Origin of the sequence: Parabacteroides gordonii MS-1 = DSM 23371, from assembly GCF_000969825.1 — a bacterium.
In the GTDB taxonomy this organism is placed as follows: Bacteria; Bacteroidota; Bacteroidia; order Bacteroidales; family Tannerellaceae; genus Parabacteroides; species Parabacteroides gordonii.
The window spans coordinates 896873-911664 of sequence record NZ_KQ033919.1; the positions used below are offsets into that span (position 1 = coordinate 896873).

15 protein-coding genes, 1 tRNA gene and 1 other annotated feature (1 of these 17 cut by a window edge) are annotated in these 14792 nt (G+C 39.0%); of the genes, 12 read left to right on the forward strand and 4 right to left on the reverse strand.

Features of this window, described 5'->3' with window-relative positions:
* Window positions 1-58, reverse strand: a sequence feature (most likely nonfunctional fraction of RNA operon); it reaches 2822 nt to the left of the window's first position.
* The 6 genes from HMPREF1536_RS28080 to HMPREF1536_RS03540 all read left to right on the forward strand — a co-directional run.
* Window positions 1-188 (forward strand): hypothetical protein (locus HMPREF1536_RS28080; protein WP_233426395.1); only part of this gene is annotated, 188 nt, incomplete at its 5' end. (Overlaps the previous feature by 58 nt.)
* Window positions 189-543: 355 nt before the next feature.
* Window positions 544-2310 (forward strand): signal peptide peptidase SppA, encoded by a 1767-nt coding sequence (gene sppA, locus HMPREF1536_RS03520; RefSeq protein WP_028727085.1) that lies wholly within the window; start codon window positions 544-546, stop codon window positions 2308-2310.
* A 6-nt stretch (window positions 2311-2316) separates the two neighbouring features.
* Entirely contained in the window at window positions 2317-3417 is a 1101-nt protein-coding gene (lpxK, locus tag HMPREF1536_RS03525) for a tetraacyldisaccharide 4'-kinase (RefSeq protein WP_028727084.1), read from the forward strand.
* 5 nt (window positions 3418-3422) lie between these two features.
* Entirely contained in the window at window positions 3423-4454 is a 1032-nt protein-coding gene (thiL, locus tag HMPREF1536_RS03530; protein ID WP_028727083.1) for a thiamine-phosphate kinase, read from the forward strand.
* 76 nt (window positions 4455-4530) lie between these two features.
* Window positions 4531-4603: transfer RNA gene (locus HMPREF1536_RS03535), tRNA-Phe, on the forward strand.
* Window positions 4604-4854: 251 nt separating this feature from the next.
* Window positions 4855-6072: a site-specific integrase gene (locus HMPREF1536_RS03540; protein ID WP_028727082.1), complete on the forward strand. Its 1218-nt coding sequence runs from the start codon at window positions 4855-4857 to the stop codon at window positions 6070-6072.
* 50 nt (window positions 6073-6122) lie between these two features.
* On the opposite strand, the gene HMPREF1536_RS03545 is transcribed toward HMPREF1536_RS03540, so the two are convergent.
* The 4 genes from HMPREF1536_RS03545 to HMPREF1536_RS03560 form a co-directional block, all read right to left on the reverse strand.
* Window positions 6123-7712, reverse strand: a complete 1590-nt coding sequence (locus HMPREF1536_RS03545) for a hypothetical protein (protein WP_061430061.1) — start codon at window positions 7710-7712, stop codon at window positions 6123-6125.
* Window positions 7699-8724 carry a nucleoid-associated protein gene (locus HMPREF1536_RS03550; RefSeq protein ID WP_157395710.1) on the reverse strand — a complete coding sequence of 342 codons (1026 nt, stop codon included), beginning with the start codon at window positions 8722-8724 and terminating at the stop codon, window positions 7699-7701. Before HMPREF1536_RS03550 ends, HMPREF1536_RS03545 begins: the two co-directional genes overlap by 14 nt.
* A 100-nt stretch (window positions 8725-8824) precedes the next feature.
* Window positions 8825-9112 (reverse strand): helix-turn-helix domain-containing protein, encoded by a 288-nt coding sequence (locus tag HMPREF1536_RS03555; protein WP_010993341.1) that lies wholly within the window; start codon window positions 9110-9112, stop codon window positions 8825-8827.
* Between the two features lie 5 nt (window positions 9113-9117).
* On the reverse strand, window positions 9118-9405 hold the full coding sequence (locus HMPREF1536_RS03560) for a helix-turn-helix domain-containing protein (RefSeq protein WP_010993342.1): 288 nt from the start codon (window positions 9403-9405) through the stop codon (window positions 9118-9120).
* A 342-nt stretch (window positions 9406-9747) separates the two neighbouring features.
* On the opposite strand from HMPREF1536_RS03560, the gene HMPREF1536_RS03570 reads away from it, so the two are divergent.
* From HMPREF1536_RS03570 to HMPREF1536_RS03595, 6 genes are all read left to right on the forward strand, one after another.
* Window positions 9748-10053, forward strand: a complete 306-nt coding sequence (locus HMPREF1536_RS03570; RefSeq protein ID WP_028727080.1) for a helix-turn-helix domain-containing protein — start codon at window positions 9748-9750, stop codon at window positions 10051-10053.
* Window positions 10034-11266: a VapE domain-containing protein gene (locus tag HMPREF1536_RS03575; RefSeq protein ID WP_028727079.1), complete on the forward strand. Its 1233-nt coding sequence runs from the start codon at window positions 10034-10036 to the stop codon at window positions 11264-11266. The genes HMPREF1536_RS03570 and HMPREF1536_RS03575 overlap by 20 nt, the downstream gene beginning before the upstream one ends.
* Before the next feature lie 335 nt (window positions 11267-11601).
* Window positions 11602-12636, forward strand: a complete 1035-nt coding sequence (locus tag HMPREF1536_RS03580; protein ID WP_010993344.1) for a toprim domain-containing protein — start codon at window positions 11602-11604, stop codon at window positions 12634-12636.
* A 157-nt stretch (window positions 12637-12793) separates the two neighbouring features.
* Window positions 12794-13177, forward strand: coding sequence for a MobC family plasmid mobilization relaxosome protein (locus tag HMPREF1536_RS03585; RefSeq protein WP_010993345.1), 384 nt, complete (start codon window positions 12794-12796; stop codon window positions 13175-13177).
* The gene (locus HMPREF1536_RS03590) at window positions 13143-14060 is read left to right on the forward strand and encodes a relaxase/mobilization nuclease domain-containing protein (protein WP_028727078.1); all 918 of its coding nucleotides are present in this window, start codon (window positions 13143-13145) and stop codon (window positions 14058-14060) included. Before HMPREF1536_RS03585 ends, HMPREF1536_RS03590 begins: the two co-directional genes overlap by 35 nt.
* Before the next feature lie 4 nt (window positions 14061-14064).
* Window positions 14065-14790, forward strand: a complete 726-nt coding sequence (locus HMPREF1536_RS03595) for a hypothetical protein (RefSeq protein ID WP_028727077.1) — start codon at window positions 14065-14067, stop codon at window positions 14788-14790.
* Window positions 14791-14792 lie beyond the last annotated feature (2 nt).

A 14792-nucleotide genomic window follows, 5' to 3' on the forward strand; every position in this document is an offset into this window, starting at 1 on the left:
TGCGCCGTTCTCTCTCGAATGCGGGTGCAAAAGTAGTCGATTACTACATACACTCCAAACTTTTCACCAATTATTTTTTATTTATTTTTTCACGGCAGGCACTGTATTATAATGTACGCATAAAAGAGAAGAAAAAAAGCATAGGACTTTATCTTTCTATCTCTATGAATAAAGTTTACCACCGATAAAAATTATATTTTCATCTCATATATTTAATCATTTGATATCTGTTCTTTATTCGTTTGACATATGTCGAATAATTAAAGAACAGATATCAAATGAATAGAAAACAATTATCAAATGATTAAATATATAAGACAAAATTTTTACATAACAAGGTTGAATTGAATAATAACTTTCTATACTAAAATTACGACAAGAGTACCCAACTGATTTATTACAGTATATAATAACAAAAACCACACAAAAGTGTTATTTAATAGAGAGATGCCTTTATAGCCCAAATTAATCAACGCAAAAGAATGGTTAGTATCAAGATGTTAACTATATTTGCTGTCTGATAAAAACTTACAAAACATAGATATGAAACAATTTTTTAAAATGATGTTTGCCTCAGCACTAGGCGTATTTATTGCTGCAGGCCTGATTTCCATCGCATTTGTCTTTACTTTAATCGGTATTGCCAGTAGTATGAGCAGTACTCCCGATTACAGTCCGAAAAGTAATACTGTCTATAAATTAACACTCGACGGGAGTTTATCAGACAACACAGAGGAAAATCCTCTTGCCATGCTGATGGGGGAAACAGATAAAGCTCTTTCTTTAAAAGATATACTTTCAACCATTCAGACGGCCAAAGAGAACAAAAGCATCAATGGTATATATATAGAAGCAAAATCACTCAGTGCCGGTTCTGCCAGCCTTGAAGCGATCCGCAGAGCGCTGACTGATTTTAAAGAAAGCGGTAAATTCGTTGTCGCTTATTCTGATAACTACAGCCAGGGATGTTACTACCTCTGTTCTGTTGCCGACAAAGTATTTCTTAATCCCCAAGGAACATTAGGATTAGTCGGAATGGCCTCACAAACCATGTTCTATAAGGAATTACTTAAGAAAATAGGTGTTGACATGATGATCTTTAAAGTCGGAACATACAAAGGAGCCGTAGAACCCTTTATGTTGGATAAATTAAGTGATGCAAACCGTGAGCAGATCCAGTCATACATGAGTACGATTTGGGACAATGTTACCAGTGGTATTGCAGAATCAAGACGTATCCCCGTAGAAGACATCAACAACTTTGCTAACCAGGGGTATGCCTTCGCTTCCGCTGAAAAAACGGTTGAATGCGGATTGATCGACGAATTAAAATATCGCCCGGAAGCAGAAGAATATGTTAAAGAGCTGGCCGGACAAAGCGACAAACGCCTGCAAACAGCCGATATAACTAAAATTAAAAGTATCAAAACAGTCAATCGTGACAAGGCAGATCGTATAGCAATCCTGTACGCTGAAGGCGAGATCAAACCGGAAGTTTCTTCTTCTCCTTATAATGTAGAGCAGGCAATCACTGAAAAAGTGGCCTCCGAACTGATAAAACTGAAAAATGATGACAATGTTAAGGCCGTCGTTTTCCGTGTAAATTCACCGGGAGGAAGTGCCTTCGTTTCCGAACAGATCTGGCGCCAGGTCGTTGAACTGAAAAAAGTAAAGCCTATCGTCGTATCGATGGGTGATGTTGCAGCCTCAGGTGGCTACTATATATCATGCGCTGCCAACAAAATCGTAGCCGAACCGAATACACTAACCGGGTCAATCGGTATTTTCGGTATATTTCCTAATGTGACCGGCTTATTTGATAAGCTATCATTAACAACCGACATTGTCAAGACCAATACATACGCCGACCTGGGAGACATGAGTCGCCCGATGCGCGAAGATGAAAAAGTTCTTATTCAATCTTTTGTCGAAAGAGGATATGATACTTTCCTTACCCGTTGTGCCGATGGCCGCGATATGAGTAAGGAAGCAATCAATGAAATCGGACAGGGACGTGTTTGGACTGGTGAACAAGCTAAAGAACGTGGCTTGGTAGACGAGTTAGGCGGTATTAACAAAGCAATCGAAACAGCAGCATCTTTAGCCAACCTGAGCGATTACAGCCTGACTTATGTCTCAGGAACAAAAGATTTCTGGAAAGAATTCATCGAAAAACAGCTGGGTGAAGTAAAAGTATCCATCGTTAAAAGTGTTTTGGGTGATGAATACGAATATTTCAAAACTCTGAACAATGTTAAATCAACAACCGGCGTCCAGGCGCGACTTCCTTATGATGTTAAACCCCTGTAATCCGAGATGCCGACAGAAAACAATATAAAAATACACACGCTGCTCTCCCCTGTCTCTTTCTTATACGGATTGGGAGTCAGATTCCGGAATCAACTGTTTGATTGGGGGGCATTTCCAAAAGAGTCATACCCGATACCTGTCATTTGTATCGGGAATCTGGCTGTCGGGGGAACAGGAAAAACCCCTCATACCGAATATATCATCCGACTGCTAAAGGGCAATCATAGGATTGCCGTACTCAGCCGGGGATATAAACGGAAAACATCCGGCTTTATCCTGGCGGACAAGCAAAGCACAAGTTCTGATATTGGTGATGAACCTTATCAGATGAAACGTAAGTTTCCCGATATACTTGTCGCAGTAGATGCCAATCGCCGCCGGGGGATCCGCAACCTGCTGGCACTTTCTGAAGAGCAGCGTCCGGAAGTCATCCTGCTCGACGATGCCTATCAACACCGTTATGTCAGCCCTTCACTATCGATCGTACTGACAGACTATCATCGCCTGTTCTACAACGATAAACTGCTGCCTGCAGGCTTGCTACGTGAACCTGCCAGTGGAATACGTCGCGCAGACATGGTTATCGTAACCAAGTGTGAGGAAGACATGAAGCCGATCGAGTACCGCATCATTGAAGAGAATATGAAACTTCTGGCGCATCAATCCATTCACTTTACCCATATCGCTTATGGTGAGATTGAGCCGGTATTTGCTTCACAGGCAAAACCTCTCATGCGGCAAGAGATACGGAAAGAGGATGAGCTTCTGGTATTATCAGGCATCGCGTCTCCCGGAAGCTTTATTAAAGAAGCCAAAAAACTATCTGATAAAGTGACTCCCCTCGTCTTCCCGGATCATCACGATTTTGGAAAAGCTGATATAAAACGGATAAAAAGTACATTCGATCAGATGAAGCCATCCGGAAAGCGTATACTGACAACAGAAAAAGATGCAGCCCGGTTATTAGATAATCCGCATATCCCTGAAGAATGGAAAACATGTATGTATTATCTACCGATCACCATCGAGTTCTGCCTGGAGAAAAGTTTCGACGATGAGATAAAAAAACATATTACAACCTTTCATAGAAATAACATTTTACGTTAAATAAAATGAGCAAAAGAACAGAAATAGCAACATTAGGCGAGTTTGGTTTAATCCGCCACCTGACAGAGAAAATAGAGTTAAAGAACGAAAGCACCATAAAAGGTGTCGGCGATGATGCCGCAGTGCTTGACTATAAAGAGAAGCAAGTCCTGGTTACGACCGACCTTCTGCTGGAAGGCGTTCATTTCGACCTGACATACGTTCCTCTGAAACATCTGGGGTACAAATCGGCAGTAGTCAATTTCTCCGATATTTATGCGATGAACGGCAAACCGAAACAGATCACCGTTTCAATCGGTATCTCCAAACGTTTCTCTGTAGAAGACCTGGAAGAATTCTATTCGGGATTGCAACTCGCATGCGACATATACGGTGTCGATATCGTAGGTGGTGATACATCTTCTTCATTAACCGGCATGTGCATCAGCATTACTTGCATTGGCGAAGGGGAAAAAGGAAAAGTGGTAACCCGCAGTGGTGCCAAAGAAACCGACCTGATATGCATATCAGGTGATTTAGGAGCAGCCTACATGGGTCTGCAGTTACTGGAGCGTGAGAAGAGCGTATTCAAAGGAGAAAAGGATTTCACTCCTGATTTCTCAGGGAAAGAATATTTATTAGAACGCCAACTAAAACCGGAAGCACGCAAAGATATTGTTGAAGCTTTGGAAAAAGCAGGTATCGTTCCTACCGCCATGATGGATGTTTCCGATGGTCTTTCTTCCGAGTTATTACATATATCGAAAGAAAGCAATGTTGGTTGTCACATTTACGAAGACCGTATCCCTATCGATTATCAAACAGCTGCCATGGCCGAGCAATTCAATATGAACCTGGTAACAGCAGCCTTGAATGGTGGTGAAGATTATGAACTATTGTTCACCGTTCCTTTGACAGAGCACGATAAAGTATCTGATATGAAAGGTGTTAAAGTGATAGGCCATATTACAAAACCGGAACTTGGCAGCTATCTGATAGGCCGTGATGGTGGAGAAGTTGAATTGAAAGCTCAAGGATGGAATTCACTTAGTGAATAAATTTAGGCAAAATTTTCACCAAACTATTGCATATTTAAAAAAAGTCCGTATCTTTGCACCCGTTAAACAAAACAACGGTGCCATAGCTCAGTTGGTAGAGCAAAGGACTGAAAATCCTTGTGTCCCCGGTTCGATTCCTGGTGGCACCACTTTTTAAGAAAGAAAAACGATGTAAATCCCTGAATTTCAAAGAAGTTCAGGGATTTCTCATTTCCAAGAATAGGTAAAATAAGTGGGATTGAAGCAGACTATACGTCCTTATTCGGGGGACAGTTTTAGAAAGCCTTGAATGTTCCACTGCACAATAGCTACTTCATTCTTTTACAGCACGCTGCGCTTTTTTACACAACAGAGTCCTCGGTTCGATTTCCTAACTTTGTATCATTAAAAATTGAGCTGTATGGAAAGAAAAAGATTCAGTGTTTTGTTCTTCATCAAGAGAAGCAAACTGTTAAAAAACGGGGAAGCTCCCGTGCGTGTGCGTGTTACTTATGACCGCTTGTATGTGGAACTTCAACTAAAACGAAGCGTAAAAGTCCCACTTTGGTCGCAGGACAAAGAGAAATCAATAGGCAAAGACCGCAATTCCATAGAACTAAACCATTACATTGATGCCTTACGTGTGAAATTCTATCAAATCTATCAAGATTTAGAACTGGAGGGAAAGATTATTTCTGCCCATGCCATAGTAAACCGCTATCAGGGAAAGGACGAAACTTTCAAGACATTATATAATGTATTCAAGGAGCATAACGACAACTGCCGGAAGCTAATCGGAACGGATTATGCCGACATTACCGTAAGACGTTACGATAATTGCCTTAAATATCTTATGGAACTGGTGAAACGAGATTATAAGGTAGATGATATTCTACTACGTGAAGTAAACGGGGAATTGGTGCGTAACTTTGATTTATACCTGAAAACGGAAAAGCATTGCGCACAAAATACTGTTATCCGTTATATGAAGTGTTTCAAGAAAGTGATAAACCTTGCCATTGCAAATGAATGGATAACAAAAAATCCATTTGCCGGAATCAAGTTTCACGAGATAGAAGTAAACAAACAGTTCCTTAGCCAAGCCGAAATAAATAAGATATGGCAGAAAGAGTTCAAAATAGAACGGCTGGAACTGGTACGGGATGTATTTATCTTCTGTGTGTACACGGGACTGGCGTTTATAGACGTATATAATTTACGTCCCGAACATATTTCAGAGGATAGCAACGGCAACTTGTGGATAGTAAAAGCTCGTGAAAAGACAAACAATCTTTGTAATATTCCACTTCTGAGTATTCCGAAACAGATACTTGACAAATACAAGGACAATCCGTATTGCCTTGACAAAGGCGTTATGTTGCCAGTTCCCTGTAATCAAAAGATGAACAGTTATTTGAAAGAAATTGCCGACCTGTGCGGAATTAGAAAAAATCTAACCACGCACACCGCCCGACACAGCTTCGCAAGCGTCATTGCACTGGCTAACAATGTATCACTTCCAAATGTGTCTAAAATGTTGGGACATTCTTCTACGAGAATGACACAGCATTACGCAAAGGTATTAGACCTAAGTATTTTGAAAGATATGCAAAATGTTGAAAATCTATTACTACTGTAACATATTAGGGAGAAGATGAAGTTCATCTTCTCCCTACAGTATAGCAATAATTACAAAATAAACGAACCCAATCTCACAAGTAAAAAAATCAATAGTCCGAATATTACTATTATTGATTTAAAAGCAAATATCATTCCAGCAAACATATTTCCAATAGGAGACAGAACTGTTACGATAACACATAAAGTCAACAAAGAACAAATCCATAAAGCTGTATATTTTTTCTTTACCAAATCAATATATCCCATTTGTTCTTTTAGTTCTTCTCCATTTCTTAATATTATATCAATCTCTTTAGGGATCAGTAAATCTGAATATCGTTTTTTTAAAACAACATATCGATTGCTTATGTTTTTCTTCTCTACTTCAATATCACCTCGCATCCAAAGTAAATATAAAAATGAAATAAAAAAGACGGCATAACACAATATGCAAACTTCCTTTGTAAATAAAAAATAAGACTTAGAATTACCACCTAATACTTCTAAAACGATAGTACTAAAAAAGAACGTAATACAGGCAAGAAGATTGTGTTTAAACCCTTCTAAAAAATCTTTTTTAACAGCAGAAGACAAAGAGATTATAGCATCAAGTTCTTGATAAATCTGATTTCTAATAGCAACATATTTATCTAGATTTTCTTTTAAATAGGTCTTAAATGAAGACTGAATAGAAATAAAAACATTATCTTCAATAGCAATATTATCATTTGCAATAAAAAGGCTTAATACATTTCTTGCAATACCGATCTTATCTGTTTTATTACCTTCTCCAATATAAATCCATCTAAATATTTTAAAATACTCGTTTTCGGTATTTTTTAGTAATGAAAATGAATTATCAATATTCAACTCTCCATTAATATTCTTATAACCACAAAGTTTGTAAACCAGTTTTCCATCCTTTGCATTCAATGATACTATATCTAAAATAGAGCACAATGAAAAAACAGCCGATAGAACATCAAATGTTTCTTGAAATATATTTTCCACATTACTTCTTTGAGTTATATGAAAATATAGAGGGGTCAATTTGTATACATCAAGATTTCCCCAATACACATTTTCTCTAATATCCTCTAAACAATTTACTATATGAGGCTTTTCTTCCCTGTTGTGGGAGAAATAGAACCCCTCTGTTTTAAAAGAACATATATCATCCTCCAAAAGATAAAAGACTATCCCCCTCTTCAACTCTTCTTTTGATAAAACAAATAATCGGTTTTCCCATGTCAAGTCATTCCAATAATTACATAAAGCTATAAAATCATAAATATTCAATACCCTTTCTCTAATTTCTTTTCTAATTTTTACTAGAATAGAGAAAGAGTTTACAACTTCTATATCATCAGGATCATTTAAATCTAAACTTGCAAGTTTATCACTAATATGACTTACAAAGTTTTCTACATCAGTTATACTATGCAAAGAATTAATGGTTATTTCAGAATTGCCACAATACAAAAAATCAAACTGACAATCATCCAGTATTTGCGCATAAAATAAGTTTATATCATCAGCTATCACACAAAATGGACGAGGTAATCGAAAGCATACCTCAACTTCATTAAATGATTCTTTCAATAAGAGATCTTGTACACCAATCCCAAATGTTGTCGAAATAAGATTAATCAGTTTCATTGCGTTTAAAATAATCATATCCAGAATCTGTTTTTATCTGAATCCATTTTCCATCTTCATTCTTTAATGGAATAATAAGACTTTTCTCTTCTTGAAAACTCATATCATCTATTTGCAATTTCAACTTTGGACTTAATGGAATATTTCTTTTAACTCTACGATTTATACTTGCAGGTATAATAGAAAAAGATGTATCGAAATTTTTATTTTCAGACATTTTGTTTACCTTGTCCTTACACCTGTCAAGAGAGAGCCCTTCAAGAATTGGAGTATAATGCTCCCAAACATGTTGCAGATATTCAGATAAATTAAACTCCTCATGACTTCTAAAATAATAAATTGTATTGTCCCGTAGTACTCTATAATCATCTGGACTTTTCACTTTCACCGAAAAGATAATCTTATCGATCAAATGCGTCAATACTTTCTCAGTATTCTTTGCATCAGAATTACAAAGCTGTACATCCAAATATCCTTCCCACCAATATCTAGCCGAGCGTCCTGAAGGATCATAGATAAAAGCATTGATTAACTGATTATCAACTATCTCACAAAAGAATGATTTATACGTTTTCTTATTCAATGGAATGCCTCTTCTAGTCAACAGCTCTCTCTCATCGAGAAATTTATCATGGTCAGTTTTAGTTATTATGAAATAAGTCTTACCATCGTCCTCTACCAACAAATGAAACAAACTACCTTTAGGTATTTGTGTAATAGAGCCATATAGTTCTTGAGCATCTTTTTCTTTACGAAGCAATCTTTCGGCACTAATGGTAACAGATGAATTTTGTATTTCTACAATATCATTCTCAATTCCTTCAACAATAGCACTCAAGAGTCTATTATCAGGAGGAATCAAACAAGCTCTCTTATTCTTACCTGAGAATATCTCATTTAGAATTGATTGCACTATTGGCTCAATATCACTATAATGTTCTGTTAGATCTACAGCATCGATTGTATTCAAACTTTGTTCAATATGGTGCAGAAAAGCCTTTCTAATGTTCATAAGCATTTATATTTAAGTAACATAAGACAAATGTAGCTCTTTTTCTGCACATAATAATCAAACTCTTTAGCCTATTTTATACGATCATAAAAGAAATGTGTTAATAACTTCTTCGATAATGATTTTCTAAAAGGACACAAATTTCTGATTCTTTATAAATTATCTTTCCTGGAAGCTGTACATATCCCAACAGTCCTGTATCTCTGTAATCCTGCAAAGTTCGCTTGCTGATACACAGCTTTTGACAGACTTCCTCACCTGTCAGGTAATGTTCGCCACCCAGTACCGGATGATAATTCGTTACCATGTATTCCACATTCTCCAACATCCGGTCAAGGGATGAAAACAAGACTTGTGTTATATTGGAATCTTTCGTTATCAAATCCATAGGTTCTATTTTTTAGAGTTATTCTTCACGTGATTTTGCATAAAGGTTTCCACATCCGAAACCTTATAATAAATCTTGTTATTGATTTGCGAATAAGGTAATTTACCCGTATCACGATAGGTTTGCATCGTCCGGGCAGACACGTTCAGCAAACGGCAGGTTTCGCAGTTATCCAACCACTTATCCTGTTTTCTCCGCAAAGGAATACACAGGGCATCCATACGATTGATAAAGTGGTTAAATTTTTCCTGCCAAAGCTCGAATGTTTTCTTTTCAATGGTTACTATTTCCATATTTCATTATGTTTTGATATTACTTCTTTTTTCTTGTTTGATGCAAATATATAGCCTTGAATAATAGCTTGTTTCAGACTGTCCGCAGATGTCCTTATATGTCCTCATTTGTCCCACTTGCATAGAGAAAAGTATAAGAAAAACCCAAAAAGGTAAGCGATATAAAGAACTTCGTTCACATTTCATTCCCTATTATAATAAGGTAAAGAACACAAGCGAACTTTCACAGTCTGATAGTATTTTGAAGCAGAGCCGAGCAAAGCAATTCCAAATGCCTGACGCTTTGTTTTTTACCATTTTTTCTTATTTTATTTGTGGTGCTAATTCAAAAAACAAAGCACCATGAACAATCCTTTTGAAGAAATTTTCAAGCAGCTGGAAAACATCGAAAAGATGATTTCCCCCATAGTCAGTTCTTCATCCAAAGAACCGGACAGCAAGCAATCCGTTTTAGTCAAAATATCCGTAGCCAGCCGGATAACCGGATATTCAGTTAATTACCTCTACCACTTAGCCAGCAGCGGAGCAATACCATGTGTCAAACGTGGACGCTCCTTACGTTTCGATGTGGACGAGTTGCAGCGGTGGATGCAGCAACAATATGTACCAGCTTCCAGCAAACTATCCGATGAAAGAGAAAAGGGATAACGAAGCGGAACACACCGAGGGTAGGTTATCCAAGAACGAGCGCATCGAAAGGCAGCTTAATTCCTTGTACGACTTCCGGTTTAATATTGTGAAAAGCAGGACAGAATACCGGGCTGCAAATACTTCCGGTTTGTATCAGCCAGTCACAAAGTTTGCTTTGAACTCTTTCAGGCGCAAACTGGATGTTACCGCAGGTATTACCACCTCTGCCGAAAACATCCGTATGATATTGGAAAGCGATTTCGCAAATAAGGTGCATCCCATACGGGAATACCTTACTGCCCTACCCTTGTTGAATCCTGCCGGACATGGATATATCAAAAAACTGTTGAACACGGTGCAAGTAGCCAATCCCGGCAAGTGGGAGGAGTATTTTACGAAATGGCTTGTCGGTGTGGTAGCTAATGCCATGAATGATACAGGCTGTCAAAACCATACTTGTTTAGTCCTTACTGGCGACAATCAGGGACAGTTCAAAACATGGTGGCTGGATAACCTTTGCCCGTCATCGCTAAAAAATTATCTATTTACCGGGAAGATAGACCCACAAAGCAAAGATATTCTGACACTGATAGCCGAATATCTGTTTATCAACATCGACGACCAGCTAAAGGAACTCAACAAGCAGAATGAAAACGCATTAAAGAACCTGATAACCACCCCGGCAGTTAAATACCGCAGACCGTATGATATTTACATAGAGGAATATCCGCATTTAGCCAGCTTCATGGCTTCGGTGAACGGTAACGAGTTCTTGACAGACCCGACAGGGAACAGACGATTTCTGCCTTTTGAAGTCCTGCACATTGATAAACCGACAGCAGAAAGTATCAACATGGATAATGTCTACTCCGAAATCATGTACTTGTATCGGCAAGGTGTACGCTATTGGTTTAATGATGCGGAGATTGAAGAACTGCACCTGACAAATGCGGAATTTGAGGTGCAAACGGTTGAGTTTGAAATGCTGATGCAGTATTTTGAGAAGCCCACAGAGGAAGAAGAAAGCCTTTTCTTTATGACAACAGCGCAAATTCTCACTTGTTTACGGGATGTCTGCCCTATGCAGTTATCTGAAAAACGGTTGGGGGAAGCATTGCGGAAAGCCGGATTTAAACGGGTACAAAAGCGTATCAGCAACTGCAACTATTCAGTATATGGGTACAGAATAAAGCCTGTTTCCATACCCTACACCGATAACGATTACGGTTAACACAGCCGTTTTATAATTGGCACAGTTACTCCCATGTAGTAACTACCGCAAAACATCTTACTGTGTTTTATTCATTGAATACCAATCATTTATACAATACGCAGTAAAGAAGTAAGATAAAACCCTGAACTTTCAGGAAATTAAAAAAAAAGAAAAGTCAGAAAACAACATAGGTAATATTTCGATCTCTTTTGTATAGAATAACTTACTTATCTTACTGCATAGAGTATAATCCGTTGAAAGAAAAAGAGATAGGTGCAAAAAGTTGACTATTTTTCTTCTTACTCGCTTCTTACTTCATTACTGCAATTTACAAACATTCAAAAATAAAGATTATGACTTATCAGGAAGCTAATCATATCAGTATCAAAGACTATCTGAAATCATTGGGCATTCTGCCCGCAGTGGATAAATATTATTACGGCATGTACCATAGTCCGTTCCGTCAGGATGATACGCCCAGTTTCAAGGTGGATTACGGTGTAAACCTGTGGTGTGACTTCGGGACAGGCGAGGGTGGCTCGCTCATCGACCTTGTAATGAAGCAGCACGGGTACAACGCCTACGATGCTATCTGTCGGCTGGAACAGTATTCATCCGGAAATTCTTTTTCTTTTCAAGGAAAAGAGGTTTCAGAAAAGAATCAGCATGAAAGGAAACAACCGACCAGCCCGATAGAAATCCGTAAAATCCAGCCGTTGCAGAATCCAGCACTCATAGATTATTTGAGAAGCAGGAACATTCCACCTCAAATGGCAGTACACTATGTGCAGGAAATGTATTACCGTATCGGCGACAAACCTTATTTTGCACTCGCTTTCAAGAACGATGCCGGAGGTTACGAGCTTCGCAATCCACGTTTCAAGGGCAGTACATCACCCAAAGACATCACACACATACGGCAGTCAGGCAAAAAGAACGATAGCTGTTTTGTTTTCGAGGGAGTTATGGACTATCTTTCTTTTATCGCCATCCGGCAGAAAACAAATCCTACCTATCCTTGTCTTGACTGGCAGGATTATGTTATCCTGAACTCAACCACAAATGTAGATAAAGCCTTATACCCGTTAGCCGAATACGAACATATCCACTGCCTTTTGGATAATGACGATGCAGGGCGTAAAGCTACCCAAGCCATACAAAAAGAATATTGTTGGCATGTACGTGATTCATCACATCTGTACAATGAATACAAGGACTTGAACGATTACCTGTGTGGGAAGAAGTTCAACCAAGCAGAGAATAGGATGCAACAGTCAACCCAACAAACGCAGTCGGAGAAACAAAAACAGTCTGCCAAGCAACAACAGCAGGAAGATAAAAATAGACAAACTCCCGATGAAAAAAGAAAAAGGGGCAGGCGGTTGTAATTAGTAGAACAGGCAAAGCATACCAACGGCAAGCGGTATGATTTAGGGGAGCAAGGTTATGTTTCGGTAGACCGAAACACCGTGCTTTGCTCATCGCAAAGGGAAATTTCTCCCGTTGGTCGCAATTTCTAAGATACCACCTAAAAAGCAAAAACGTATGACAGAGATAAGAAACAAATCAGGAGGTCGACCGGCAAAGAACCGGATAGACAAACAAAAACGGGTAGTCAGTACGAAGCTGACAGAGTTACAGTATTACGCTATCAAGAAGCGAGCCGGAGAATCCGGTCTGCCTATTAGCGAATACGTCCGGCAAGCGATTATTTCGACAGAGGTAACACCCCGACTGAACAAGCAGGACGCAGACAGTATCCGCAAGTTAGCCGGAGAAGCCAACAACCTCAACCAGCTTGCGCACCGTGCCAATGCAGGAGGTTTTGCGCTCGTGGCAGTGGAGCTTGTGAAACTGAAAAACAGGATTATTGAAATCATAAACCAGTTATCGGATGATTGGAAAAATAAAAAAGGGAAGCGGATTTAAAGGTTGTGTGAACTATGTACTCGGCAAGGAACAGGCAGCTTTGCTTCATGCGGAGGGAGTGTTAGCCGAAAGCAAGCAGGACATTATCCGTAGTTTCTGTATGCAAACAGAAATGAATCCCGGTTTGAAGAAGCCAGTCGGACATATTGCGCTAAGTTATTCGGTAGTGGATGCCCCAAAACTAACAGACGAGAAAATGATACAGTTGGCACAGGAGTACATGCGTGAAATGAAAATCACCGATACGCAGTATATCATCGTGCGGCATCAAGACCGGGAGCATCCGCATGTGCATATCGTATTCAACCGGATAGATAATAACGGTAAAACCATTTCAGACAGTAACGATATGTACCGGAACGAGCAAGTTTGCAAGAAGCTGAAAGAAAAACACGGACTGTATTTTGCCAAAGGGAAAGAACAGGTGAAACAACATCGTCTAAAAGAGCCGGACAAAACGAAATATGAGATTTACACGGCTGTAAAGAATGAAATCAAAAAATCAAGGAACTGGCAGCAGTTACAGGAGCAGTTAACGGAAAAAGGTATCAGCATTCAGTTCAAACACAAAGGTCAGACGGATGAGATACAGGGTATTTCCTTTTCCAAAGGTGAATACACGTTCAAAGGCTCGGAGATTGACCGCAGTTTCAGTTTTTCCAAACTGGATAAATATTTCGGGGATGCAGGGTTGACAACAGCCGGAAGCAACAAACAGACAATTACCATACAAACACAGGAGCCAGCAATAAACAAAAGTGATAATTCGCTACTGGCAGGTTTAGGTGGTCTGTTTTCTGTTTCGTCCTCTCCGGTTGATGAAACGCCTGACAATCCCGATTTGAGAAAGAAGAAGAAAAAGAAACGACAATTAAAGTTATAAGCGTATGGAAGAAAATTTGATTTTAGAGGGGCTTCTCTCTATAATTACGGAACTGAAAGAGAAGCAGGAGCAACAGGTGACACCAGCCAGTCGGGAGGAAACGATAAACCGACTGGATGTTATCGAGCAGCGTATTTTGGAATTACAGGGAAAGCCTGCCATTCCTGAAAACATAGTGCAGGAGATTTTAAGTCAAATCGCCAGTATTAAGCAAGGACAGTCCGAGAACCAAAAACAAGACCTTGAAGATATAAAGGGGCTTATCGTAGCTTCACACAGATATTTCAAGGAGAAAGTAAAGATATTGTTTCCAGCTGACACACAACAATTGGAAAAGATAGAACCCAGTTCTTTATATGACAAATTTCTAAACCGAATTACTCCCTACTTAAAACCTAAATACTTTCTTTTTTCAGCAGGAATACTCATTTGCCTTGTATCGTTAGTCCTGAATATCCGTTTTGCTGAACGGATGCAGCAGTTACAGGACAATGATATAAAATACCGTTATCTCCTGATGAAAGGAAAGACAGACGGTAACAGTTTAGATTTGCTGGAAATGAATTTCAGCCGGAAACGGGATAATGCTTTTATTCAAAGCGTAACAGATACGGTTATAGATTTTGAATATCGTAGCCGTAAGCAAGCGGAAGCGTTGGAACGTGCAAGGCTGTTGGACGAGCAAGCCAAACAGTTAAAAAAGGAAGCGGATAAGTTAGAAAAACCATAGAA

Bases quoted from the DNA above. Each gene is read 5' to 3' on its own strand.
- HMPREF1536_RS03590 (WP_028727078.1), top strand. From the start codon at position 13,143: ATGATTGGAAAAATAAAAAAGGGAAGCGGATTTAAAGGTTGTGTGAAC.
- HMPREF1536_RS03575 (WP_028727079.1), top strand. From the start codon at position 10,034: ATGAAAGAGAAAAGGGATAACGAAGCGGAACACACCGAGGGTAGGTTA.
- HMPREF1536_RS03585 (WP_010993345.1), top strand. From the start codon at position 12,794: ATGACAGAGATAAGAAACAAATCAGGAGGTCGACCGGCAAAGAACCGG.
- sppA (WP_028727085.1), top strand. From the start codon at position 544: ATGAAACAATTTTTTAAAATGATGTTTGCCTCAGCACTAGGCGTATTT.
- lpxK (WP_028727084.1), top strand. From the start codon at position 2,317: ATGCCGACAGAAAACAATATAAAAATACACACGCTGCTCTCCCCTGTC.
- HMPREF1536_RS03555 (WP_010993341.1), bottom strand. From the start codon at position 9,112: ATGGATTTGATAACGAAAGATTCCAATATAACACAAGTCTTGTTTTCA.
- HMPREF1536_RS03595 (WP_028727077.1), top strand. From the start codon at position 14,065: ATGGAAGAAAATTTGATTTTAGAGGGGCTTCTCTCTATAATTACGGAA.
- HMPREF1536_RS03560 (WP_010993342.1), bottom strand. From the start codon at position 9,405: ATGGAAATAGTAACCATTGAAAAGAAAACATTCGAGCTTTGGCAGGAA.
- HMPREF1536_RS03570 (WP_028727080.1), top strand. From the start codon at position 9,748: ATGAACAATCCTTTTGAAGAAATTTTCAAGCAGCTGGAAAACATCGAA.
- HMPREF1536_RS03540 (WP_028727082.1), top strand. From the start codon at position 4,855: ATGGAAAGAAAAAGATTCAGTGTTTTGTTCTTCATCAAGAGAAGCAAA.
- thiL (WP_028727083.1), top strand. From the start codon at position 3,423: ATGAGCAAAAGAACAGAAATAGCAACATTAGGCGAGTTTGGTTTAATC.
- HMPREF1536_RS03550 (WP_157395710.1), bottom strand. From the start codon at position 8,724: ATGAACATTAGAAAGGCTTTTCTGCACCATATTGAACAAAGTTTGAAT.
- HMPREF1536_RS03580 (WP_010993344.1), top strand. From the start codon at position 11,602: ATGACTTATCAGGAAGCTAATCATATCAGTATCAAAGACTATCTGAAA.
- HMPREF1536_RS03545 (WP_061430061.1), bottom strand. From the start codon at position 7,712: ATGAAACTGATTAATCTTATTTCGACAACATTTGGGATTGGTGTACAA.